Origin of the sequence: Microlunatus sp. Gsoil 973 (genome assembly GCF_009707365.1) — a bacterium.
In the GTDB taxonomy this organism is placed as follows: Bacteria; Actinomycetota; Actinomycetes; order Propionibacteriales; family Propionibacteriaceae; genus Microlunatus.
Map to the genome: position 1 here is coordinate 710,532 of NZ_CP046122.1, position 22,275 is coordinate 732,806.

Consider the following 22,275-nt stretch of genomic DNA (forward strand, 5'->3'; position numbering starts at 1 on the left):
ACGGTCACTCCGGTTGGTTGTCGTTGGTGCCCCTGATCATGAACGGCGTGCTGACGCCGGCATACATCAGATGCCCGATCATGCCCTGGGCGGAATGCTTCAGGTTGTGGCAGTGATCCATCCAGATTCCGGGATTGTCGGCGCGGAACGCGATCACATAGGTTTCGCCGTCGCTGACGTTCAGGGAGTCGATCCACCAGGGTGATCCGGTGGCGGCAACGCCGTTGCGGGACAACACCAACCCATGGTGACCGTGCAGGTGCATCGGGTGGACGTCGCCGCTGTGATTGCTGATGATCATTCTGACGACCTCGCCCTCACCCACCATGAACATCGGCACGTCGGGATAGAGGTGTCCGTTGATCGACCAGAACAGGCCAGGTCTGCCGTTCACGAAACCGGGTCGCCGGCCGATGTCGTAGCGGAAGCGCCGATCCACTCCCGACGGGTCGAAGAGCAGCCCGGTGGCAGACGCCGTCGCCGCCGGACTCCCGTAGTGCAACAGGTCGACGGCGGCGGTCGGCTGCGCCACGGTCGGCGCAGTTCCGCTGCCGATGATCACCGAGGTCGAGGATCCCAGCCGGACCCTGCCGGCGCCGGTGGCCGGCACGACCAGCGAAAGATCGGCACGACCGCCGGCAGGCACGGTCAGTACGCGTCCGGTGATCGGCGTCGGCCCGTGCACGTCCCGGCCGTCGATCGCCAACACCCGGTAGGGCAGCGTCGACCAGACCTGCAACTGGCCGTTGTCGGTGTTGATCACGCGGAGCCGTACCAGCTGTCGGGCCGGTGCCGGTACACCGAGATCACCCGGCCGACCGTTGATCGTGCGGATCCCTGAGTAGACGTGGGCCACCGCGGTGACGTCACGGACGTCGACGGCGGGCGTCCTCGGCCTGATCACCAACGGACCCAGCAGGCCACCGATCACCTGGACGTGCGACACCTGGTGCGAGTGGTACCAGAACGTCCCCGCGTGATCGGCGACGAACCGGTACACGAAGTCGTGGCCGACGCCGACGGCGTCCTGGGTCACGCCGGCCACGCCGTCGGTGGCATTGGGCACGTCGATGCCGTGCCAGTGCAGGGTGACGCCGTCGGGCACCGACGCGTTGTGCAGGTGCACTTCGATCAACTGTCCCTGCACAGCGGTGATCATCGGGCCGGGCGAACTCCCGTTCAGGGTGTAGCCGGGCATCGTCCGGCCACCGATCCGCAGGTCCTGCCGACGAGCGACCAGGTCGACCCGGACATCGGCCTTCCGGTGCGGGTCGGTGGTCAGCGCCGTCACGCTGCGCATCCCCGGCAGGTGCACACCGGCGTGCTGCACGCCGGAGCCGTGACCGGAGCCCTGTGCATGGTCGGTCGTTCCGCCGCCGTAATCGGGGCGACCCATGTCCATCACCGAGTAGGCCGACGGCATCAGGCTGTCGGCCCAGAGCCAGGTCACGGGCAGCAGAATCACGGCAGTGGCGAGCGCCGGGATGGCGACCCGCCACAGCCGTCGTCGAGAGGTCAACGGCTAACTGACCTCGACCCGGGGTGTCGCCGAGGGCACCGCGGCCGCCGCATGTGCCGGCCGGCCGATCCGGAATCCGGCCCAGGCCGCAGCACCCAGAACGCCGAAGGCGAACAGACCGTGCACGGCACCGAGGAGGTACAAGACGTGGGCGAAGATGCCCAGCGCCACCTGCGCGGCGATGCACCCGAACACGATCAGGCTCCAGGTGATCGCGCCCTTCGAACGGGCGAAGAACGAGCAGATGATCAACAACAGTCCCAGTGCGGGGATGATCGTCGTCCCCGACATTCCGTGGAACGCCAGACCGCCGACGCCGGTGAACTGCGTGGTCTCGGATTCGACCGCCGCCTTGTCCAGGGTGCCGCCGTTCTCGATCCAGGTCGTCAGCCCGAAGAATCCCAGAGCGATCGATGCCGCCTGGATGACAACGGCCAGCGCGATCAAGTACGCGATGACGCGATAAACAACCTTCATTGGTCATTCCCCCTCGGCCGGTGTTGCGCGGCGCGCATCCCCTGACACCGGCCCTTCGGGCCATGATGGCCCTGCAGTCGCCGGTCCGCACCGGAACTGCTGAAATGTCATTCCGGCGGGGGACCCGCGTCATTCCCAGGAGAGGGTTAGGTAACCCTTCCTTGAAGTGGGCCGGGTAATAAGAGCACACTGGTGTTGTGAAAAACCCAGGCAACGCACCGCTGGAGACAGCTGCGGGCGACGCTGGGTCCGAGGACGCCTCGACCCGGCAGCGGGTCGCCCAATCCATTCTCGAGCACGGACCGTCCACCGCGGCCGACCTGGCCAAGAGGCTCGGGCTGACCGCAGCCGCCATCCGGCGGCATCTGGACGGACTGGCCGCTCGGGGACAGATCACGTCCCGGGAGCAACGGATCTACGGCGCTCGGGGACGGGGGCGTCCCGCCAAGGTCTTCGAGCTGACCGACGCCGGCCGTGCCGACTTCTACCAGGCCTACGACAAGCTGGCGATCGCGGCTCTGCAGGCGCTCACCCGGACCGGGGGTGCCGAAGCGGTCACGGAACTGGCGCGGAGCCGGATGGTCGACGTCGAGGCCCGTTACCGGAGCATCCGTGAGCGAGCCGAACGGGACGCGGAGGCCGAGCCGCTGACGCCGGCGCAGGCCCTGGCGGCGGCCCTCTCCGACGAGGGTTATGTGGCGTCCACCCAGCCTGCGGTGGCCGGTGAGCAGGTCTGTCAGCACCACTGTCCGGTGGCCCACGTCGCCGCGCAGTTCCCGCAGCTGTGCGAGGCGGAGACGGAGACGTTCTCCCGGCTGCTTGGCGTTCACGTCCAACGTCTGGCGACCATCGCCCACGGCGACGGCGTGTGCACCACCCACGTCCCCCACGATCCCGAACTTGTCAAGCAGCGCATGAAGCAGCAATCGATCGCAACGGAAGGCAACTGAGATATGACCCAGGTCCAAGAGCCCGGCACCACTCCGCTGACTGATACGCGAGCAGCCAGGATCGCCGGCACCGGTGAGACCCAGGACCAGCATCTGGAGGCCCTGGGGCGTTATCGGTTCGGCTGGGCCGACTCCGACGAGGCCGGCGCCAGGGCGCAACGCGGACTCGGCCCCGAGGTCGTCTCCCACATCTCCGAGATGAAGAACGAACCGGAGTGGATGCGGCAGCGCCGGCTGAAGGCGCTGAAGCTCTTCGAGCGCAAGCCGTTGCCGCAGTGGGGCGCCGACCTTTCCGGCATCGACTTCGACAACATCAAGTACTTCGTCCGGTCGACAGAGAAGCAGGCGGCGACCTGGGACGACCTGCCGGCCGACATCAGGAACACCTACGACCGGCTGGGCATCCCGGAGGCCGAGAAGGCCCGCCTGGTCGCCGGCGTCGCCGCCCAGTACGAGTCCGAGGTGGTCTACCACAAGATCAACGCCGAGCTCGAGAAGCAGGGCGTGGTCTTCCTCGACACGGACACCGCGCTGAAGGAGTTCCCGGAGCTCTTCGAGGAGTACTTCGGCACCGTGATCCCAGCCGGCGACAACAAGTTCGCCTCGCTGAACACCGCGGTCTGGTCCGGTGGCTCCTTCATCTACGTGCCGAAGGGCGTGCACGTCTCGATTCCGCTGCAGGCCTACTTCCGGATCAACACCGAGAACATGGGTCAGTTCGAGCGGACCTTGATCATCGTCGACGAGGACGCCTACGTGCACTACGTCGAGGGTTGTACGGCGCCGATCTACTCCTCGGACTCGTTGCACTCCGCAGTCGTGGAGATCATCGTCAAGAAGGGCGCCCGCTGCCGCTACACCACGATCCAGAACTGGTCGAACAACGTCTACAACCTGGTGACCAAGCGGGCCACCTGTGAGGCGGGCGCGACCATGGAGTGGATCGACGGCAACATCGGATCCAAGGTGACCATGAAGTACCCGGCCGTCTACCTGATGGGCGAGCACGCCCGCGGCGAGACGCTGTCGGTCGCCTTCGCCGGCGAGGGACAGCACCAGGACGCCGGCTCCAAGATGGTGCACTGCGCCCCCAACACCTCGTCCTCGATCATCTCCAAGTCGGTCGCCCGGGGCGGCGGACGGGCCTCCTATCGGGGTCTGGTCGAGGTCCAGGAGGGTGCCGCCGGGTCGGCGTCGGTGGTCAAGTGCGACGCGTTGCTGGTCGACCAGATCAGCCGCTCCGACACCTACCCCTATGTCGACGTCCGCGAGGACGACGTGTCGATGGCGCACGAGGCGACGGTGTCCAAGGTCAGCGAAGATCAACTCTTCTACCTGATGAGCCGGGGTATGGAGGAGGACGAGGCGATGGCCATGGTGGTCCGCGGCTTCGTCGAGCCGATCGCCAAGGAACTGCCGATGGAGTACGCCATCGAGCTCAACCGGCTGATCGAGCTGCAGATGGAGGGCGCGGTCGGCTGACCGCACCCGTCGCTCGTCCCCAAACCACGCCTGAGAGATCACAAGCCAGAAAGCGACGTACGTGACTGTTACTGATGCTGCCCCGAATCCCGATCGGACCGATGCCGACCGGACCCGGGACAACCTGAGTGGCGCCATCGAGACCAGCGACAAGGTGGCCAGCCACCTGCACCCGCGGGGCTCGTTCCGGATCGAGGATCATCCGGTGCCGACCGGGCTGGAGGAGATCTGGCGGTTCACACCGCTGAAGCGGCTGGCCGGGCTGCACAAGGATGCACCGTTCGGTCCGGGCAACGTCGAGTTCTCCGCCGACCTGGCCGACGGCGTCACCCTGAGCGAGGTCCCGGCCGACGATCCGGTGGTCGGCAGCAGCGGCTACGTGCCGACCGACCGGATCAGTGCGCGAGCCTGGCAGGCGGCCGGCACGGCGACCGTGATCACGATCCCGAAGGACACCGTCGTCGACGGCGCCACGATCCTGTCGCACAAGGGTGTGTCCACCGGCACGGCCTCGGCCGGCCACGCGGTGATCGTTGCCGAGCCCTTCTCTGTCGCGACGGTTGTGCTGCGTTTCGAGGGCTCCGCCGTCGTCGCCGACACCGTCGAGTTCGTCCTCGGGGACGGGGCACAGCTGACCGTGGTCACCATCCAGGACTGGGCCGACGACGCCGTCCATCACTCCACCCAGCACGCGCTGGTCGGCAGGGACGCCCAGCTCCGGCACGTCGCAGTGTCGTTCGGTGGTGATCTTGTCCGGCTGAACGTGTCGCTCGCCTACGACTCGGTCGGCGGCGAGGCCGACCTGCTCGGCCTGTATTTCGCCGACGCGGGCCAGCACCTGGAGCACCGGCTCTTCGTCGATCACAACAAGCCCAGGTCGGTCTCCAACGTCGACTACAAGGGCGCGTTGCAGGGCGACAAGGCGCACACCGTGTGGGTCGGCGACGTGCTGATCCGCAAGGCGGCCGAGGGCATCAACACCTACGAGTCGAACCGGAACCTGGTGCTCACCGATGGCTGCCGCGCCGACGCGGTACCGAATCTGGAGATCGAGACCGGTGAGATCCTCGGTGCCGGCCACGCGGCGACCACCGGCCGGTTCGACGACGAGCAGCTGTTCTACCTGCAGAGCCGCGGGATCGACGAGGCCGAGGCCCGCCGACTGGTCGTCCACGGCTTCTTCGCCGACATCATCGGAAAGATCGGCGTTCCGGAGGTCGAACGCGGTCTGATGCAGGCGGTGGAGAAGGAGTTGGCGATCAACATCGGCACCCCTGACTCGTACGCGGTCAGCGCGGAGGAGCTTGGCTGATGGCGTTCGTCAGGGCCTGCCCGCTCGCCAGTGTCGCGCCGGAATCCGCCGTCGCGGTCGAGGTCGACGGCGAGGAGATCGCCGTCGTCAACTCCGGCGGCGAGATCTATGCGGTGATCGACGAATGCAGCCACGCCGCCATCCCGCTCAGCGAGGGCGATGTCGGCAACGGCGAGATCGAGTGCTACATGCACGGATCCCGCTTCGACCTGAAGACCGGTGAGCCGCTCGGCCTGCCGGCCACCGAACCGGTCGCCGTCTACCCGGTCAAGATCGAGAACGACGACGTGTACATCGATGTCGAGAACCCGCTCAACTGAACACATCCCGGACCGACAGTCACACCCCGAAGCACCAGGAGAAACCCGACCACAATGTCTACTCTCGATATCCGCGACCTGCACGTCTCGGTCAACACCGAGGACGGCGCCAAGGAGATCCTCAAGGGCGTCGATCTGACCATCGACTCCGGCCAGATCCACGCGATCATGGGCCCGAACGGATCCGGTAAGTCCACATTGGCGTACTCGATCGCCGGCCACCCGAAGTACGCGATCACCCAGGGTGAGGTGTTGCTGGACGGCGAGAACATCGTCGGCCTGACTGCGGATCAGCGCGCCCGGGCCGGTCTCTTCCTCGCCATGCAGTATCCGGTCGAGGTCCCCGGCGTCTCGGTGTCGAACTTCCTGCGCTCTGCCAAGACCGCGATCGACGGTGAGGCACCCAAGCTGCGGACCTGGGCCAAGGAGGTCCGGGACGCGATGGACCGGGTCCGGATGGATCCCGAATTCGCCTCCCGCTCGGTCAACGAGGGCTTCTCCGGCGGAGAGAAGAAGCGTCATGAGATCGTCCAGCTCGAGCTGCTGAACCCCAAGTTCGCCATTCTCGACGAGACCGACTCCGGCCTGGACGTCGACGCACTCCGGATCGTCTCCGAGGGCGTCAACCGCTACACCGCCCAGGGCGATCGCGGCGTGCTGTTGATCACCCACTACACGCGGATCCTTCGGTACATCAAGCCCGACTACGTGCATGTCTTCGTCGCGGGCAAGGTCGCCGACCAGGGCGGTCCGGAACTGGCCGAACGGCTCGAGGCCGAGGGCTACGACAGCTACGTGCAGGCAGCGAAGGCGGCGCAGGTCTGATGGCCCTCCTCCAGGCGCCGGAGATCCCGTTCGACGTCGATGCGATCCGCGGAGACTTCCCGATCCTCGACCGGACGGTCGGGAAGTATCCGTTGGCCTACCTGGATTCGGCGAACAGCTCGCAGAAGCCCCAGGTCGTGGTCGAGACGATCGATGATCACTACCTCAACCACAACGCCAACGTCGCACGGGCGATGCATCTGCTCGGCGCCGAGGCGACCGAGGCCTACGAGAACTCCCGGGCCAGGATCGCTCGATTCATCGGCGCCGCCGGCGAGCAGGAGATCGTCTTCACCAAGAACGCCTCGGAGGCGCTCAACCTGTGCGCCTACACGCTGGGCTCGCAGCTGAAGCCCGGTGACGAGGTGGTCGTCTCGGTGATGGAGCACCACTCCAACATCGTCCCCTGGCAGCTGGCCTGCCAACGGACCGGCGCAACCCTGCGCTGGTTCGACGTCACGCCGGACGGTCGGCTGGATCTGGCCAAGGCCGCCGAGCAGAACCTGATCAACTCCTCCACCAAGGTCGTCTCGCTGGCCTGGGTGTCCAACGTGCTCGGCACGCTGAACCCGATCAAGCAGATCGCCGACCAGGCCCACGCCGTCGGCGCGACGATGATCGTTGACGGCTCGCAGGGCGTACCGCAGCTGCCTACCCGCGTCCAGGAACTTGGTGCGGATCTGGTCGCCTTCACCGGGCACAAGATGGTCGGCCCGACCGGCATCGGCGTGCTCTGGGGCCGTTACGACCTGCTCGCCGAACTGCCTCCCTTCCTCGGCGGCGGCGAGATGATCGAGGTCGTCCGGATGACCGGATCCAGCTACGCCGCTCCGCCGCACCGGTTCGAGGCGGGCACGCCGCCGATCGCGCAGGCCGTCGGGCTGGCCGCTGCGGCCGACTACCTGGACACGATCGGCATGGAGGCCATCGCCGATCACGAGCAGGAGATCACCGGGTACGCCCTCCGGGCCCTGACCGAGATCGACGGATTGACGGTGCTGGGCCCGACCGATCTCGATGGTCGCGGCCGGCCGGTGGACCGTGGCGGTGCCATCTCCTTCACCCTGGAAGGAAAGTACGGCCAGATCCATCCGCACGACATCGCCCAGCTGCTGGATTCCCGGGGCGTCGCGGTCCGCGGAGGGCACCACTGCGCCCGCCCGCTGCACGAGGCGTACGGCATCCAGTCCAGCACCCGTGCGTCGTTCTACCTCTACACGACCACCGCCGAAATAGACCAGCTGGTGGACGCGTTGCACTACACCAGGGCCTTTTTCGACAAGTGACGAACGATGACGGGTGGATCACGCGTGAGCATGGACGTTGAGGAGATGTACCAGGAGATCATCCTGGACCATTACCGTGCCAAGCACTTCAGCGGTCTGCGGGACCCGCACGAGGCGGAGGTTCACCATGTGAACCCCTCCTGCGGGGACGAGGTGACCCTGCGGGTGCACCTGACCGACGGGAAAGTCGGCGATGTCTCCTACGACGGCCAGGGCTGCTCGATCTCCCAGGCGTCGACCTCGGTGATGGCCGGCCTGGTCCGCGACAAGTCGATCACCGAGACCTTGCAGTTGCACGATGAGTTCCTGGCGATGATGCAGAGCCAGGGGGGTGCCGACGCCGGCGCGCTCGAATCCGATCTCGAGGACGGCATCGCGTTCCTGGGCGTGGCGAAGTTCCCGGCCCGGGTGAAATGTGCCCTGCTGGGATGGTCGGCGTTCAAGGACGCCGTGATCCGGGCACAGGCCGGACAGATCCAGACCGAAGAGAAGGTGATCTCATGACCGAACAGACCCGACCCTCGGACCTGGTTCGCGACAACCTGCCCGATGATCTGTCGACGACGGGACAGGCCGGCACCGCCGCCGTCACCGTCGAGGATGTGACCGAGGCGATGAAGGACGTCGTCGACCCCGAACTCGGGGTCAACGTCGTCGATCTCGGACTGATCTACGGCGTACACGTCGAGGACGACAACGCGGTCACCATCGACATGACGCTGACCACCGCGGCCTGCCCGCTGACCGACGTCCTGGAGGACCAGACGGCCTCGGCGCTGGAGGGTTTGGTGGAGAAGGCGACGATCAACTGGGTGTGGATGCCGCCGTGGGGGCTGGAGCGGATCACCGAGGACGGTCGCGAACAGCTGCGGGCCCTCGGCTTCAACGTCTGACCGGAACAAGCTGATCAGAACCGGGTCCGAACAGGACCTCTCTGATCAGAAATGGATTTGGGCCGTACGGCCGAGTGAGGGATCGTAAACGCGTGTTGGTCGTACGGGATGTCGAGGTGCGGGTCGCTGCCCGGCTGTTGCTGGAGAAGGCGTCGTTCCAGGTCGCACCCGGCGACAAGATCGGACTCGTCGGGCGCAACGGCGCCGGTAAGACCACGCTGACCAGGATCTTGGCCGGCGAGGGTCAGCCCGCTGCCGGAACCATCACCCACACCGGCAGCGTCGGCTATCTGCCGCAGGATCCGCGGACCGGCGACCCCGACATCCTGGCCAAAGATCGAATCCTCTCCGCCCGCGGGCTGGACACGGTGCTGGCCCGGCTGCACAAGACCGAACTGGAGATGGCCTCAGCCGACGACGACGTGCGGGAGAAGGCGATGGAACGATATGCCCGCATCGACGCTGAACTGAGCGCCGCGGGCGGCTACGCGGCCGAGGCCGAAGCCGCCAGGATCTCCAGCAACCTTGGACTGCCGGACCGTGTTCTCAACCAGCCGCTGCGGACGCTGTCCGGCGGGCAGCGGCGGCGGATCGAACTGGCCAGGATCCTGTTCTCCGGTGCGGAGACGATGCTGCTCGACGAGCCGACCAACCACCTGGACGCCGACTCGATCGCCTGGCTGCGCTCCTACCTGATCAACTATCCCGGCGGCCTGATGGTGATCAGCCATGACACCGACCTGCTGGAGCAGACGGTGAACAAGGTGTTCCACCTCGACGCAAATCGGGCCGTCCTCGACGTGTACGCGATGAACTGGAAGCGCTATCTGCAACAGCGGGCCACCGACGAGGAGCGCCGCCGTCGGGAGCGCAAGAACGCCGAACGCAAGGCTGACCGGCTGTTCGCCCAGGCCGAGAAGATGGGTCACAAGGCCACGAAAGCGGTTGCCGCGAAGAACATGGCGCGCCGCGCGCAGCGCATGCTCGACGGCCTCGAGGCCGAACGAGTCCAAGATCGCGTGGCCAAGATCAAGCTGCCCCAACCGGCACCGAGCGGTCGGACACCGCTGACCGCGTCGGGTCTGAGCAAGGCCTACGGGTCGCTCGAGGTGTTCGCCGGCGTCGATCTGGCAATCGACCGCGGCAGTCGAGTGGTGATCTTGGGCCTGAACGGCGCGGGCAAGACGACCCTGTTGCGGATCCTGGCGGGACTGGCCGACCCGGACACCGGCCAGGTGCATCCGGGCCACGGACTCAAGCTGGGCTACTACGCCCAGGAGCACGAAACTCTCGACATCGACCGCACGGTGCTGGAGAACATGAAGACTGCGGCACCGGACCTCAACGAGACCGATGTCCGCAAGGTGCTCGGCTCGTTCCTGTTCACCGGGGACGACGTCGACAAGCCGGCCCGCGTACTGTCCGGTGGGGAGAAGACCCGCCTGGCATTGGCCACCCTGGTGGTCTCCAGCGCCAATGTCCTGCTGCTCGACGAGCCCACCAACAATCTCGATCCCGCTTCCAGAGAAGAGATCCTCGGCGCGATCCGGTCCTACGTCGGAGCCATCGTCCTGGTCACCCACGACGAGGGAGCGGTGGAGGCGCTGGAACCCGACCGGGTGCTCGTCCTGCCGGACGGCACCGAGGATCTGTGGACCCCCGACTACGCCGAGTTGATCACCCTGGCGTGATCACCAGCCGGTGATCATGGCTGAAACGATCACTACAAATAGTGATCATTTCCCCTGGTTGTCGATCTTGCTGCACCGATACGGCGGTCATGATCAGTGATCATGGCGAAGAAATTGCGCAAAACGACCCGCCGAATGCTACAAATGATTGATCATTGATCTTGAAGCAGCGATCATTGATCACAAGTCATGGTGCTGACATGTCATCGAGTACCCGCTTGATGACTGGAATCCAGGAGGAAGAGTGGCCAAGGCATCACTAGCTAAGGGTTCTCGGATCACGGGTGCCGAACGCGACAAGTTGGCGACCCAGTACAAGAGGGATTACGCGGGAGGCAAGAGCATCCGCGCGATCGCCGACGACTCCGGACGGTCCTACGGCTTCGTACACGGTGTGCTGGCCGAGGCGGGCGTCGACCTGCGCGGTCGCGGCGGCGCAACCCGGGGCGCCGCGAAGAAGGCTCCGGCGGCCAAGAAGACCGCCGCGAAGAAGGCTCCGGCGGCCAAGAAGACGACCGCGAAGAAGGCTCCGGCGGCCAAGAAGACCGCCGCGAAGAAGGCTCCGGCGGCCAAGAAGACCGCCGCGAAGAAGGCTCCGGCGGCCAAGAAGACCGCCGCGAAGAAGGCTCCGGCGGCCAAGAAGACGACCGCGAAGAAGGCTCCGGCGGCCAAGAAGACCGCCGCGAAGAAGGCCCCGGCGGCCAAGAAGACGACCGCGAAGAAGGCTCCGGCAGCCAAGAAGACCACCGCGAAGAAGGCTACCGCGGCCAAGAAGACCACCCGGAAGCGCTGAGCGTCACAGCTGATCACAGCCCACCGAAGGCCCGGACACCCACCAGGTGTCCGGGCCTTGGCGTACCAGGTGTTTGCGTACCAGACGTTCGACTACGAGATGGTGGTCGCGATCCGGCGATCGAGACCTACATTGGGGACTCATGAGCATGCGCGGTGCGGGCTTCAGCATGATGCGAATGTCCCGACATGATCGTGAAGTCCTGGATCATCGGCTGTCCAAGGGGCTTCTCCGCCGGGTCATCGGATTCGGCCGCGAATACCGCTGGCAGGTGCTCGGCCTGCTGATCATGGTTGTCGTCGACGCCGGTCTCGGCGTCATCCCGCCCCTGTTGTTCAAGTCCATCATCGACCGCGGCGTACTCGCCGGGGACGCCGCCGTCGTGGTCCGCCTCGCCCTCCTCGTCGCCGTTCTCGCCGTCGTCGACGCGGGACTCTCGGTGGTGCAGCGGTGGCTCTCGTCACGGATCGGTGAAGGCCTGATCTTCGACCTGCGCACCCAGGTGTACGACCACGTACTGCGGATGCCGATCGCCTTCTTCTCCCGGACCCAGACCGGCAAACTGGTGTCCCGGCTGAACTCCGATGTGATCGGCGCCCAGCAGGCCTTCACCTCGACGATGATCACCGTGGTGTCCAGCTCGATCACCCTGATCACCACCTTGATCGCCATGCTGCTGCTCAGCTGGCCGCTCACGCTTGCCGCGCTGGTGCTGCTGCCGATCTTCGTCATCCCGGCCCGGCTGATGGGCCGCCGGCTCGCCGGGATGACGCGGGAACAGATGCAGCTGAACGGCGAACTGTCCGAGGCGATGACGGAGCGTTTCAGCGTCAGCGGGGCGCTGCTGGTCAAGCTGTTCGGCAGGCAGCGGGACGAGCACGAGGTGATCGCTTCCCGCGCCGGCGCGGTGCGCGACGTCTCGGTACGAATCGCACTGAACGGTCGGCTCTTCATCACCGCCCTGACCCTGGTCGCCGCGCTGGCGACTGCGCTGGTCTACGGCGTCGGAGGGGTGTTCGCGATCCAGGGCTCGTTGACGGTCGGCACGCTGACTGCGCTCGCCGGACTGCTCGCCCGGCTGTACGGACCGATCACCCAGCTGACCAACGTCAGGATCGACGTGATGACGGCGCTGGTCAGCTTCGAGCGGGTCTTCGAGGTGCTGGATCTGCCGCCGATGATCGACGACCGCCCGGACGCGACGCAGTACGGCGGGCCGCCTTCGGTCGAATTCGATCACGTCGGCTTCAGCTATCCGCGGGCGGAGGAGGTGTCACTGGCCAGCCTCGAGGTGATCGCAAGGACCGAGTCCCGGCCGGACAACCCCGTCCTGTACGACGTGGACTTCGTCGCCCGGCCGGGCCAGACCGTCGCTCTGGTCGGCCCGTCCGGCGCCGGCAAGACGACGATCACCCACCTCGTCGCCCGGCTCTACGATCCGACGTCGGGCGCGGTCCGGGTCGGTGGCACCGACGTCCGCGAACTGCGTCAGGATTCGCTGCACCGGGCAATCGGCTACGTCACCCAGGACGCCCACCTGTTCCACGACACGATCCGGAACAACCTCCGCTACGCCCGGCCGGAAGCCGACGACGCCGCGTTGATGGCTGCGTTGTACGCGGCCCAGGTCGGCGATCTCGTGGCGACGCTGCCGGACGGCCTGGACACGGTCGTCGGGGAACGCGGCTATCGACTCTCCGGCGGTGAACGGCAGCGGCTGGCGATCGCCCGGCTGCTGCTGAAGGCGCCACCGATCGTCGTCCTGGACGAGGCGACGGCCCACCTGGACTCGGAGTCGGAGGTGGCCGTACAGAGAGCCCTTGACCAGGCCATGCAGGGCCGCACCAGCCTGGTGATCGCGCACCGGCTGTCGACCGTCCGCAACGCCGACCAGATCCTGGTCGTTGATCACGGCCGGATCGTTGAGTCCGGCACCCATGATCAGCTGCTGGCCGTCGGCGGCCTCTACGCCGAGTTGTATCGGACCCAGTTCAGCGAAGCCGCCGACGGAACGTCGACAGTCCGACCGACAGGGTGACCGCTGTCGGATCCGGGAGCGCCGCGATCCGGGCCGGCAGATCGTCCGGTCGATGGTGCGCTGTCGGGCCCATCAGCACCAGATCGGTCAGCGCGGACCTGTCCAACAGCAACTGCGCGCGGACCTCCTCACTGTGTTCGACCTGGTACCACTCCTGCAGGGAGGTGCGCAGCGTCTCGGACTTGCCCGGCCGAACGTCGATCATGCCGAGCCGGTGCCGTACCTCCGCCAGGTGATCACCGTTGGCAGCCGCGATCAGCAACCGGCCGCCAGGACGCAGCATCCTGGCGAAGTCGGCCGGGTTCCGAGGAGCGAAGACCACCATGATCAGGTCGAGCACCTGGTCGCGGACCGGAAGCCCTGCCCAGGTGTCGGCAACGACCGCACCGGCCCGATCGATCCGGGCGATCCGGCGGCAGGCGTACGGCGAGAGATCGGTCCCCACACCGCGGGCAGCCGGCAGCCGGTTGATCACTCGGTCCAGGTAGTAGCCGGTTCCGGCGCCGGCCTCCAGCATCGCCGGCGCGGACGGCACGACCTCCGAGGCGACTCTCGCGAGCCGGTCGGCCAATGGCGCGTAGTGCCCCGCGGAGAGCAGCCGGTCGCGGGCCGCGATCATCTCTCCGGTGTCGGCGTTGACGCCCCGGGGTGGCCTCGTCAACAGGTTCACATAGCCCTGTCGGGCGACATCGAAGCTGTGGCCCGACTCGCACCGGACGGCCGCCTGCTGAACGGCGAACGGCAGCCTACAGACCGGGCAGCGCAGCAGATCACTGATCGTGTCGATCATCTGGTGTCGATCATCGGGAGGCGGCCGACCGGTGACCGGGTCAGAGGGTGCGCAACGCCCCGCCGTCGACGGCGATCATGCTGCCGGTGACGTAGGAGGCAGCAGGCGAGAGCAGGAAGGCAGCAACCCGACCGAACTCGGCCGGGTCACCGTAGCGACGCAGCGGAATGGACTGTTCGCCGCTGGCCCGGGCAGCCGCCGGATCGGGCGAAAGAGAGTCGAGGTGCTTCACCCGATCGGTGTCGATCCGGCCCGGCAGCAGCCCATTGATCCGCAGACCGTCCGGCCCGTGCTCGTCGGAGAGTTGCTTGATCAACATTGCCAGCCCGGGCCGCAGGCCGTTGGACGCGGACAGGCCGCCGATCGGCGATTTCACCGAGGTGGACAGCACGACGGCGATCGCGGGATCGGGCGCGGTGCTGTTCTCGATCACCGAGCTGACCACCCGCAACGCGGAGAGGAACACCGACTCGAATGCGTCGCGCCACTGATCATCGGAGAGCTTGACCACCGGACCTGCCGCCGGACCGCCCACGCTGATCAGCGCGCCGTCCAACCGACCGAAACCGTCGAGGGCCGTCCGGACCGCGCGTTCGGCGGTCTGCGGGTCGGCCAGATCGGCGGTCAGGGACACGGCGGACTCGGCGCCGAGCTCGGTCACCACCTCGGCGAGCATCTCGCTGCGCCGGGCGACCAGGACGACCTTGGCGCCCTCGGCGACCAGTGCCGCTGCGCAGGCGCGGCCCAGACCGCTGCTGGCCGCGGTGACGATGAAGACCCGGTCAGTGAGCTGCAGATCCATGCGGTTGATCCTGCCATGCTCGTTCCCTGCGCTCGCGCCGGTCACGAAGATCACCGCGGATGAAGACCACGACCCCCAGCGCACCCATGCCGGTGAACATGAACCACTGCACCGCGTACCAGAAATGCGGTCCGTCACTGAGTTCGGGCAGTTCGATGACCTGCGCCGTGATGGTGTCCCTCGGATCCATCGACAGGGTGTCGACGTAGCCGTTGACCACCGGCGTGCGCAGATCGGCGGCGATCTTGTCGGAGTTGATCGACCGCGCGTGCCCGTCGACCGGAACGATGGCCCCGCTCCGGCCGGTCTCGTTCTGCCGCACCCGACCGACGATGGTCACCGGCCCGGACGGTGGCGCCGGCGCCGTGTTCGGGATCTGCTGACCACCGTCCAGGCCGACGAAGCCGCGGTCGATCAACACGGTCCTGCCGCTGTCGGTGCGCAGCGGGGTGACCACCTCATAGCCGTCGGCGTCGCCGTTCTGCCGGTAGCGGATGATGTACTGCCGGCCGGATTCGAAGGTGCCCGTGACCCGCACCCGCCGCCATTCGTCGGCGTCGCCGATCGGGTGGGTGAACACCTGGTCGAAGTCGGCGACCGGGGCAGCCTCGTTGGCTCGGATCACCTGGTTGTCGGCGCGGCGCTCGTGCAGCCGGCGCAGTTGCCACTCACCGAGGTTGACGAACGCAACACCCAGGACCGCAACGAACAGGGTCAGTGCCAGCCAACGCACCCAGAGTGGGCGCTTGGGTTCGGGTTTCGGCTCGGGATGCGGCTCGGACTGCGACACCAGACGAGTGTAGTTACGCCTCGCCCACGGCCAGTGCGGTGGCCTTCGCCGCGGACGACCCGAGGGACGCACCGCGGCCAACCGCCACACCGACCAGGAAGGTGGTCAACGGCGCAGCCGGCCGGTCGACGTGATGGGCGGCATCCCGGGCCAGGTCGAGGACCGTGTGCACCGAATCGTCGTCCAGGTCGAGATCGGACAACTCCAACTCTTCGGCCAACGACTCAAGCCAGGCGGTCAAATCCGAGTTCAGATCCATGGTGACATGATTGCCCCATGGCACGGGCGGCTCGTCAGCACCTGGTCCGCAGACTGACATCGGACGGCTGGTCGCCGCGCAGCGACCGGCTCGCTGTCGAGGAGCCGCTGGAGATCCGGCTCGGTGGCGAATCGTTCGCCGTGACGATGCGCACTCCCGGACACGACATCGACCTGGTGAACGGCTGGTGCTTCGCCGAGGGGATCATCCAGGCCGCCGCCGACATCACGACGGCGCGCTACTGCGACGGCGCGGGACCGGACGGCCTGAACACCTACAACGTGATCGACGTCGATCTCGCCGCCGGAGTGGGAGTACCCGACCCCGGTCTTCGGCGCAACGTGCTGACCACCAGCGCCTGCGGGATCTGTGGCACGACGTCGATCGACCAGGTACTTGGCCGCGCGGCCAAGCCGCTGGAGCCCGGTCCGGAGATCGCTGCCGAACTCATCGCGGAGGCGCCGGACCTGCTCCGCAGCCGGCAGCAGCTCTTCGCCGGGACCGGTGGCGTACATGCCGCGGGCCTGCTGACCACCGCCGGCGACCTGATCTGCGTACGCGAGGACGTCGGCCGGCACAACGCTGTCGACAAGGTCGTCGGCCACGCCCTGCGGTCGGAACTGCTGCCGCTCCGGGACTGCCTGCTCGTCGTCTCCGGCCGGGCCAGCTTCGAACTCACCCAGAAGGCGGTGATGGCCGGAATCCCTGCGTTGGTCGCTGTCTCCGCGCCCAGTTCGCTGGCCGTCGACCTCGCCGACCGGGCCGGTCTGACGCTGGTCGGTTTCGCCCGCGGCGACACCCTGAACGTCTACACCCACCCGGACCGGATCGTTACCGGTTGACCCACCGGCGGGGGCCTGAAGCGGCCCGACGCGTAGGCTCGGTTCATGAGCTCGGTGCTTCTGCCCACCCCGCGTCCTCTCGCGGACCGGCATGGCCGGGTCGCGACGGACCTGCGGGTGTCGCTGACCGACCGCTGCAACCTGCGCTGCACCTACTGCATGCCGGCCGAGGGTCTGGAGTGGCTGCCGAACGACGAGGTGCTCACCGACCGGGAATTCCTCCGGCTGATCGGGATCGGCACGTCGCTGCTGGGCATCCGGACGGTACGGCTGACGGGCGGCGAGCCGCTGCTCCGCAAGGGGCTGGAGCGGCTGGTCGCCGGCATCGCCGCGCTGCCCACCCGGCCGAGGATCGCCCTCACCACCAACGGAATCGGGCTGGCCCGTCGCGCTCAGGCGCTCGCGGACGCCGGGCTGGACCGGATCAACATCTCGCTGGACACGCTTGATCCCGAGACGTTCCACCGGTTGTCCCGGCGCCGCCGACTGGACGATGTGTTGGCCGGCATTGCGGCAGCCCAACAGGCTGGCCTGCAGCCGGTCAAGATCAACACCGTGCTGATGCGCGGCATTAACGATCATGAAGCGCTGCCGTTGCTGCGGTGGGCGATCGACCAGGGCGTCCAGCTGCGATTCATCGAACAGATGCCGTTGGACGCCCAGCACGGGTGGAACCGGCAGACCATGATCACCGCCGGAGAGATCCTCGAGCAGCTGTCGGCCGAGTTCAGCCTGGCGGAGGATCCCCAGGACCGTGCCGCCCGGGGCAGCGCGCCGGCGGAGTTGTTCCGGATCGCCGGGACGGACCATCGGGTGGGAGTCATCGCCGCAGTCAGCCAACCCTTCTGCGGTGCCTGCGACCGGGTCAGGCTGACCTCGGACGGGCAGTTGCGCAACTGCCTCTTCGCCCGCACCGAGCAGGATCTTCGGACGCCGCTGCGCAGCGGTGCGACCGACGAGCAGATCGCCGACCAGTGGGTCTCCGCGGTCGCGGTGAAGCTCCCCGGCCACGGCATCGACGATCCGTCGTTCCTGCAACCGGACCGGCCGATGTCGGCCATCGGCGGCTAGCTCGGCTTCAGAGCTCGGTGACTTCGCGGAGGAAACCGCGGGCACTGAGAAACTTCGCCAACGACTCACGATGCTCGGGGCAGGCCAGCCAGTGTTTCCGCCGATCGGGCGTATGGATCTTCGGGTTGTTCCAGCCGAGGTCGAAGCCCGCCGGTTGCTGGCAGCCCTTGGCCGAGCAGATCAGCTCACTCATCCAACTCTTTCCGGTGATGGTTCTCCAGCTCCCGGCCGCCGTGTTCGAAATGGCCGTGCCGGGTCCGCTGGTCCGCCTGGTTGGCGAAGATCACGGCTATGTACGGCAGCACGATCGCCGCGCCGAGCAGGAACCAACGCCACGGACTGGGCACCCAGAGCATCGAGATGAAGCAGACCACCCGGAACCCCATGGTGATCGCGTACCGGATCTGTCGTTGTTTGAGGTCAGCGCTGGAGCCCTCCTGGGCGTCGGTGATCACGATGCGCTCGCGCGACCCGCGTGCTGCTGACCTCACCCGGCCCAGCTTACGCTCAGCAATCCGCTACGGTGACCCGCGTGACTGAGCCAAGCGTTGGGCCGACCGTCGGGTCGAGAAGTGTGCTGGTGACCGGGGGCAGCCGGGGCATCGGGCGGGCGATCGTCGAGCGGTTCGCAGCCGCCGGCCACAGGGTGGCGTCGACCTCGCGCAGCGGCGAGGCACCCACCGGCGTGCTCGGCGTGCAGTGCGACATCACCGACCCCGGTCAGGTGGAGGCCGCGTTCAGCCAGATCGAGGAGGCGAACGGTCCGGTCGAGATCCTGGTCGCCAACGCCGGGGTCACCCGCGACACGCTGGTCCTGCGGATGTCGGACGAGGACTGGCAGACGGTGATCGACACCAACCTGACCGGCGCCTTCCGGGTGGCCAAACGGGCCGTGCGGCCGATGATCCGGCAGCGCTTCGGGCGGATCATCTTCATCTCCTCGGTGGTCGGCCTGTTGGGCTCGGCCGGACAGGTCAACTACGCCGCGTCCAAGGCCGGCCTGCTCGGCATGGCCAGGTCATTGGCCCGCGAGGTCGGCTCCCGTGGCGTCACCTCCAACGTCGTCGCACCCGGCTTCATCGAGACCGCCATGACGGCCGAGCTGTCTGAGGACCTGGTCGCCGGCTACAAGAAACAGATTCCGGTCGGCAGGCTGGGCGACGTCGCCGACGTCACCTCGGCAGTGGAGTTCCTGGCCGGCGACCAGGCCGGCTACATCACCGGCGCACAGATCCCGGTCGACGGCGGCCTGGGCATGGGCCACTGAGACGCCACGGAAAGAGGTAAGCAACGTGGGAATCCTTGAGGGCAAGAACATCCTGGTGGCCGGCGTCACCCTGGACACGTCGATCGGCTTCCACACCGCCAGGATCGCGCAGCAGGAGGGGGCGACCGTGCTCGTCTCCAACTTCGGCCGCGCGATGAGCCTGACCCGGCGGGTGATCCGGAAACTCGACCCCGAGCCGGTGCTACTCGAGGTCGACGTCACCAACGAGGAGCATCTGGCCGGTCTGGAGTCCGCGCTCCGCGAGCACGTCGACCGCCTCGACGGAGTCGTGCACGCGATCGCCTTCGCCAACCCGGAGACGGCCCTCGGCGGCGGGTTCCTGTCCACCCCCTGGCCGGACGTGTCCACGGCCCTGCAGGTCTCGGCGTATTCGCTGGCCTCACTGACCATGGCCTGCAAGCCGCTGTTCGGCGAGACCGCTGCCGTGGTCGGCTTCGACTTCGACGCCACCGTCGCCTGGCCGGTCTACGACTGGATGGGCGTCGCCAAGGCGGCACTCGAGTCGACGTCCCGCTATCTGGCGCGCTACCTCGGTCCCGACGGCGTACGGGTCAATCTGGTCTCGGCCGGGCCACTGGACACCCTGGCCAAGAAGGCGATCCCGGGCTCGGACCAGTTCAACGGACTGTGGGCCGACCGCGCACCGCTGGGCTGGGACGCCAAGGACATCACGCCGGCCGCCAAGGCCGCCGTCGCGCTGCTCTCGGACTGGTTCCCCAAGACCACCGGCGAGATGATCCACGTCGACGGCGGCATGCAGAAGATGGGCGCCTGAGAGCGGGGGAGCGGCGGTTTCCGACTCCACACCCAGGCGCCCTGTCGCGGGTCTAGCGTCGAAACCGTGGACGACAATACGGCCCCGGACCGGGACGGCTTCCTGAACTGGGTGCGGGGCCCGCTCTACCAGGCGGAGCTGGCGCTGCACAACGGCGATGCCGGCCCGCGTCGGGCCCTGTGGTCGCGCCGTGAACCGGTGAGCGTGCTCGGCGCCTGGCGAGACGCGCACGGGCAGGCCGGGATCGACGAGCTGTTCGCGACACTCGGCGACAGCTTCTCCGACTGCGCGGCCTACGACTTCGACCTGCAGGCCTTCGACGTCGTCGGCCGAATGGCGTACACCGTCGGGCTGGAACACACCGCGGCCTCGGTCAACGGGAAGCCGCGCGCCTACACGCTGCGCGCGACCCAGATCTACCGCTGGGAGGACGGCGGCTGGAAGGTCGCGCACCGCCACGGCGACGAGATCGCCGGCCCGCCGACCGAACCTGGCTGAATGCCGAGGTGAATCCCGCCGTCGTTCAGCCGACCGATGACTGCGGGCCGGGCGGGAAGCTCACCGCGGCGCACAGCGCATCGCTGGCGGCCGCCCGCAGCCGGCGCAGGACAGTGCCACGCTGATCAGCCTCGAAGACCGAGATCGCCCCGCCGTCGTCGGCCAACGCGGCATCGGCGGCCCGCAGCAGCCTGGCCGCCCGTTCCGCCGTAGCCAGTTGCCGACTCGGATAACCCGGTGCCAGCCGCAGCGATCGCTCCTCCCGCGGCCGGGTCCCGGCCGCGACCTCGAGATTGCTCAGCGTCCGGGCGGCCTCCAGCACCACCTCGTTCAGGGCGCGCTCGGCGTCGTACGGAGTCAGCGTCGTGAAGGGCCGTTCGGCGGCGAACACCCGCCACTGCACTGCGGGACCGATCCGGGTCGGCACCAACCCGACACCGGCAGTGACGCCGATCACCGCCTCGCCGGCCTCCAGGGCGGCCTCGTTGAAGCCTCGCGGCCCACGTAGCGGCCCCAACGCACCGGGAAGTGGAAGAGCGAGCGCCCAGCTGTCCCGCTCGGCCATCCGGAGCACGGGCAGCGCGGTCTCCAGCGGATGCGCGTTCAGCGGCAGCAAACCCAGCCGGCCGTCTGAGTCGATGACGTGATGGGCGACGTCCGGTTCGATGATCTCGTGGGCAGCCACCTCGGCGCTCATGGCGCGGTGGATCAACGCGTTGAGATGACTTGCCAGGCGGACGGAGGGCAGGTGCACCAAAACACGGTACGTCACGCCTGTAAGTTCTCCTTCATGGCAGCCGTGATCGACCTCGCTGAAGTCACCATCGTCCGGGGCGGCGCGACCTTGCTGGACAAGATCAGCTGGACGGTCGACGAGGCGGAACGCTGGGTCATCATCGGACCGAACGGAGCCGGGAAGACCACCTTGCTGCAGGTGGTCTCCGCCCAGATCCACCCGACCTCGGGTGTTGCCGGTCTGCTGGGCGAGGTGCTCGGCACGGTCGACGTGTTCGAACTCCGGCCGCGGATCGGTCTGACCTCCGCGTCGCTGGCCGAACGGATCCCGCGCAGCGAGCGCGTGCATGACGTGGTTGTGTCCGCCGGGTACGCGGTGATCGGCCGGTGGCGGGAGTCCTACGACGAACTGGATCACCAGCGGGCCGATCAGCTGCTCGCCCAACTCGGCATCCAGTCGCTGACCGACCGGACGTTCGGAACGCTGAGTGAGGGCGAGAAGAAGCGGGTGCAGATCGCGCGTGCGCTGATGACCGACCCCGAACTGCTGCTGCTCGACGAGCCGGCCGCCGGTTTGGATCTTGCCGGCCGGGAGGGGTTGGTGCGCACCCTGTCCCAGCTCACCACCGACCCATACGCACCGGCGACCGTGCTGGTCACCCACCATGTCGAGGAGATCCCCGCCGGTATCACCCACGCCATGCTGCTCAAGGGCGGCTCGGTGGTCGCTGCCGGTCCAGTGGCGGAGACCCTGACGGCCGAGACACTGAGCGAAACCTTCGATCTGCGGCTCGAGCTGTCCGAGGACCGCGGCCGGTTCGCGGCTCGCGCTGGGTAGC

The 22,275-nt window shown here is 67.5% G+C and carries 26 protein-coding genes; 17 read left to right on the plus strand and 9 right to left on the minus strand.

Annotation, left to right across the window (positions count from 1 at the left end; translation table 11 throughout):
- Window positions 1-4: 4 nt before the first annotated feature.
- Both GJV80_RS03280 and GJV80_RS03285 read right to left on the minus strand, forming a co-directional pair.
- Complete coding sequence (locus GJV80_RS03280; protein WP_230208091.1) at window positions 5-1,519, minus strand: multicopper oxidase family protein; 1,515 nt, start codon at window positions 1,517-1,519, stop codon at window positions 5-7.
- A 3-nt stretch (window positions 1,520-1,522) separates the two neighbouring features.
- Window positions 1,523-1,996, minus strand: coding sequence for a hypothetical protein (locus tag GJV80_RS03285; protein WP_154686669.1), 474 nt, complete (start codon window positions 1,994-1,996; stop codon window positions 1,523-1,525).
- Window positions 1,997-2,193: 197 nt separating this feature from the next.
- Here GJV80_RS03285 and GJV80_RS03290 point away from each other — a divergent pair, with 197 nt between their 5' ends.
- The 11 genes from GJV80_RS03290 to GJV80_RS03340 all read left to right on the plus strand — a co-directional run bounded on the left by GJV80_RS03290 (window position 2,194) and on the right by GJV80_RS03340 (window position 13,586).
- Window positions 2,194-2,946, plus strand: coding sequence for a metalloregulator ArsR/SmtB family transcription factor (locus GJV80_RS03290; protein WP_195909135.1), 753 nt, complete (start codon window positions 2,194-2,196; stop codon window positions 2,944-2,946).
- Window positions 2,947-2,949: 3 nt separating this feature from the next.
- Window positions 2,950-4,428 (plus strand): Fe-S cluster assembly protein SufB, encoded by a 1,479-nt coding sequence (gene sufB / locus GJV80_RS03295; RefSeq protein WP_154686670.1) that lies wholly within the window; start codon window positions 2,950-2,952, stop codon window positions 4,426-4,428.
- A gap of 61 nt (window positions 4,429-4,489) precedes the next feature.
- Window positions 4,490-5,740, plus strand: coding sequence for a Fe-S cluster assembly protein SufD (gene sufD, locus GJV80_RS03300; protein WP_230208092.1), 1,251 nt, complete (start codon window positions 4,490-4,492; stop codon window positions 5,738-5,740).
- A complete protein-coding gene (locus GJV80_RS03305; RefSeq protein ID WP_154686671.1) occupies window positions 5,740-6,060 on the plus strand; it encodes a non-heme iron oxygenase ferredoxin subunit in 321 nt (106 codons plus the stop codon). The genes sufD and GJV80_RS03305 overlap by 1 nt, the downstream gene beginning before the upstream one ends.
- Before the next feature lie 54 nt (window positions 6,061-6,114).
- Window positions 6,115-6,885 (plus strand): Fe-S cluster assembly ATPase SufC, encoded by a 771-nt coding sequence (gene sufC, locus GJV80_RS03310; protein ID WP_154686672.1) that lies wholly within the window; start codon window positions 6,115-6,117, stop codon window positions 6,883-6,885.
- A 23-nt stretch (window positions 6,886-6,908) separates the two neighbouring features.
- Window positions 6,909-8,171, plus strand: coding sequence for a SufS family cysteine desulfurase (locus tag GJV80_RS03315; protein WP_195909320.1), 1,263 nt, complete (start codon window positions 6,909-6,911; stop codon window positions 8,169-8,171).
- Window positions 8,172-8,201: 30 nt separating this feature from the next.
- Window positions 8,202-8,675, plus strand: a complete 474-nt coding sequence (gene sufU, locus GJV80_RS03320) for a Fe-S cluster assembly sulfur transfer protein SufU (RefSeq protein ID WP_154690003.1) — start codon at window positions 8,202-8,204, stop codon at window positions 8,673-8,675.
- Window positions 8,672-9,064 carry a metal-sulfur cluster assembly factor gene (locus GJV80_RS03325; RefSeq protein WP_154686674.1) on the plus strand — a complete coding sequence of 131 codons (393 nt, stop codon included), beginning with the start codon at window positions 8,672-8,674 and terminating at the stop codon, window positions 9,062-9,064. Before sufU ends, GJV80_RS03325 begins: the two co-directional genes overlap by 4 nt.
- Window positions 9,065-9,156: 92 nt before the next feature.
- Window positions 9,157-10,755: an ABC-F family ATP-binding cassette domain-containing protein gene (locus GJV80_RS03330; protein WP_154686675.1), complete on the plus strand. Its 1,599-nt coding sequence runs from the start codon at window positions 9,157-9,159 to the stop codon at window positions 10,753-10,755.
- Between the two features lie 244 nt (window positions 10,756-10,999).
- On the plus strand, window positions 11,000-11,548 hold the full coding sequence (locus GJV80_RS23600; protein WP_230208093.1) for a helix-turn-helix domain-containing protein: 549 nt from the start codon (window positions 11,000-11,002) through the stop codon (window positions 11,546-11,548).
- Window positions 11,549-11,690: 142 nt separating this feature from the next.
- Complete coding sequence (locus tag GJV80_RS03340) at window positions 11,691-13,586, plus strand: ABC transporter ATP-binding protein (protein ID WP_154686676.1); 1,896 nt, start codon at window positions 11,691-11,693, stop codon at window positions 13,584-13,586.
- On the opposite strand, the gene GJV80_RS03345 is transcribed toward GJV80_RS03340, so the two are convergent.
- The 4 genes from GJV80_RS03345 to GJV80_RS03360 are packed head-to-tail and all read right to left on the minus strand — an operon-like array spanning window position 13,540 to window position 16,227.
- A complete protein-coding gene (locus GJV80_RS03345; protein WP_154686677.1) occupies window positions 13,540-14,376 on the minus strand; it encodes a putative RNA methyltransferase in 837 nt (278 codons plus the stop codon). The two genes, GJV80_RS03340 and GJV80_RS03345, sit on opposite strands and share 47 nt — an antisense overlap.
- 40 nt (window positions 14,377-14,416) lie before the next feature.
- The gene (locus tag GJV80_RS03350) at window positions 14,417-15,178 is read right to left on the minus strand and encodes an SDR family oxidoreductase (protein WP_154686678.1); all 762 of its coding nucleotides are present in this window, start codon (window positions 15,176-15,178) and stop codon (window positions 14,417-14,419) included.
- The gene (locus GJV80_RS03355) at window positions 15,159-15,968 is read right to left on the minus strand and encodes an SURF1 family protein (RefSeq protein ID WP_195909136.1); all 810 of its coding nucleotides are present in this window, start codon (window positions 15,966-15,968) and stop codon (window positions 15,159-15,161) included. The genes GJV80_RS03350 and GJV80_RS03355 overlap by 20 nt, the downstream gene beginning before the upstream one ends.
- A gap of 13 nt (window positions 15,969-15,981) precedes the next feature.
- Complete coding sequence (locus tag GJV80_RS03360) at window positions 15,982-16,227, minus strand: DUF6457 domain-containing protein (protein WP_154686680.1); 246 nt, start codon at window positions 16,225-16,227, stop codon at window positions 15,982-15,984.
- 17 nt (window positions 16,228-16,244) lie between these two features.
- On the opposite strand from GJV80_RS03360, the gene fdhD reads away from it, so the two are divergent.
- Both fdhD and moaA read left to right on the plus strand, forming a co-directional pair.
- Window positions 16,245-17,069, plus strand: a complete 825-nt coding sequence (gene fdhD / locus GJV80_RS03365; protein ID WP_154686681.1) for a formate dehydrogenase accessory sulfurtransferase FdhD — start codon at window positions 16,245-16,247, stop codon at window positions 17,067-17,069.
- Window positions 17,070-17,114: 45 nt separating this feature from the next.
- Window positions 17,115-18,140, plus strand: a complete 1,026-nt coding sequence (moaA, locus tag GJV80_RS03370) for a GTP 3',8-cyclase MoaA (RefSeq protein WP_154686682.1) — start codon at window positions 17,115-17,117, stop codon at window positions 18,138-18,140.
- Window positions 18,141-18,147: 7 nt separating this feature from the next.
- On the opposite strand, the gene GJV80_RS03375 is transcribed toward moaA, so the two are convergent.
- A complete protein-coding gene (locus tag GJV80_RS03375) occupies window positions 18,148-18,333 on the minus strand; it encodes an acetone carboxylase (protein WP_154686683.1) in 186 nt (61 codons plus the stop codon).
- On the minus strand, window positions 18,326-18,631 hold the full coding sequence (locus GJV80_RS03380; protein ID WP_195909137.1) for a DUF3099 domain-containing protein: 306 nt from the start codon (window positions 18,629-18,631) through the stop codon (window positions 18,326-18,328). Before GJV80_RS03380 ends, GJV80_RS03375 begins: the two co-directional genes overlap by 8 nt.
- A 41-nt stretch (window positions 18,632-18,672) precedes the next feature.
- Here GJV80_RS03380 and GJV80_RS03385 point away from each other — a divergent pair, with 41 nt between their 5' ends.
- The 3 genes from GJV80_RS03385 (at window position 18,673) to GJV80_RS03395 (ending at window position 20,701) form a co-directional block, all read left to right on the plus strand.
- Complete coding sequence (locus GJV80_RS03385) at window positions 18,673-19,407, plus strand: beta-ketoacyl-ACP reductase (RefSeq protein ID WP_230208094.1); 735 nt, start codon at window positions 18,673-18,675, stop codon at window positions 19,405-19,407.
- A 25-nt stretch (window positions 19,408-19,432) separates the two neighbouring features.
- On the plus strand, window positions 19,433-20,203 hold the full coding sequence (gene fabI, locus GJV80_RS03390; RefSeq protein ID WP_154686685.1) for an enoyl-ACP reductase FabI: 771 nt from the start codon (window positions 19,433-19,435) through the stop codon (window positions 20,201-20,203).
- Window positions 20,204-20,269: 66 nt separating this feature from the next.
- Entirely contained in the window at window positions 20,270-20,701 is a 432-nt protein-coding gene (locus tag GJV80_RS03395) for a nuclear transport factor 2 family protein (protein WP_154686686.1), read from the plus strand.
- Between the two features lie 25 nt (window positions 20,702-20,726).
- Here GJV80_RS03395 and GJV80_RS03400 read toward each other — a convergent pair whose 3' ends face one another.
- Complete coding sequence (locus tag GJV80_RS03400) at window positions 20,727-21,473, minus strand: hypothetical protein (RefSeq protein ID WP_154686687.1); 747 nt, start codon at window positions 21,471-21,473, stop codon at window positions 20,727-20,729.
- Window positions 21,474-21,491: 18 nt separating this feature from the next.
- Between GJV80_RS03400 and GJV80_RS03405 the strand changes: the two genes are divergently transcribed.
- Window positions 21,492-22,274, plus strand: a complete 783-nt coding sequence (locus GJV80_RS03405; RefSeq protein WP_154686688.1) for an ABC transporter ATP-binding protein — start codon at window positions 21,492-21,494, stop codon at window positions 22,272-22,274.
- Window position 22,275: the final 1 nt, after the last annotated feature.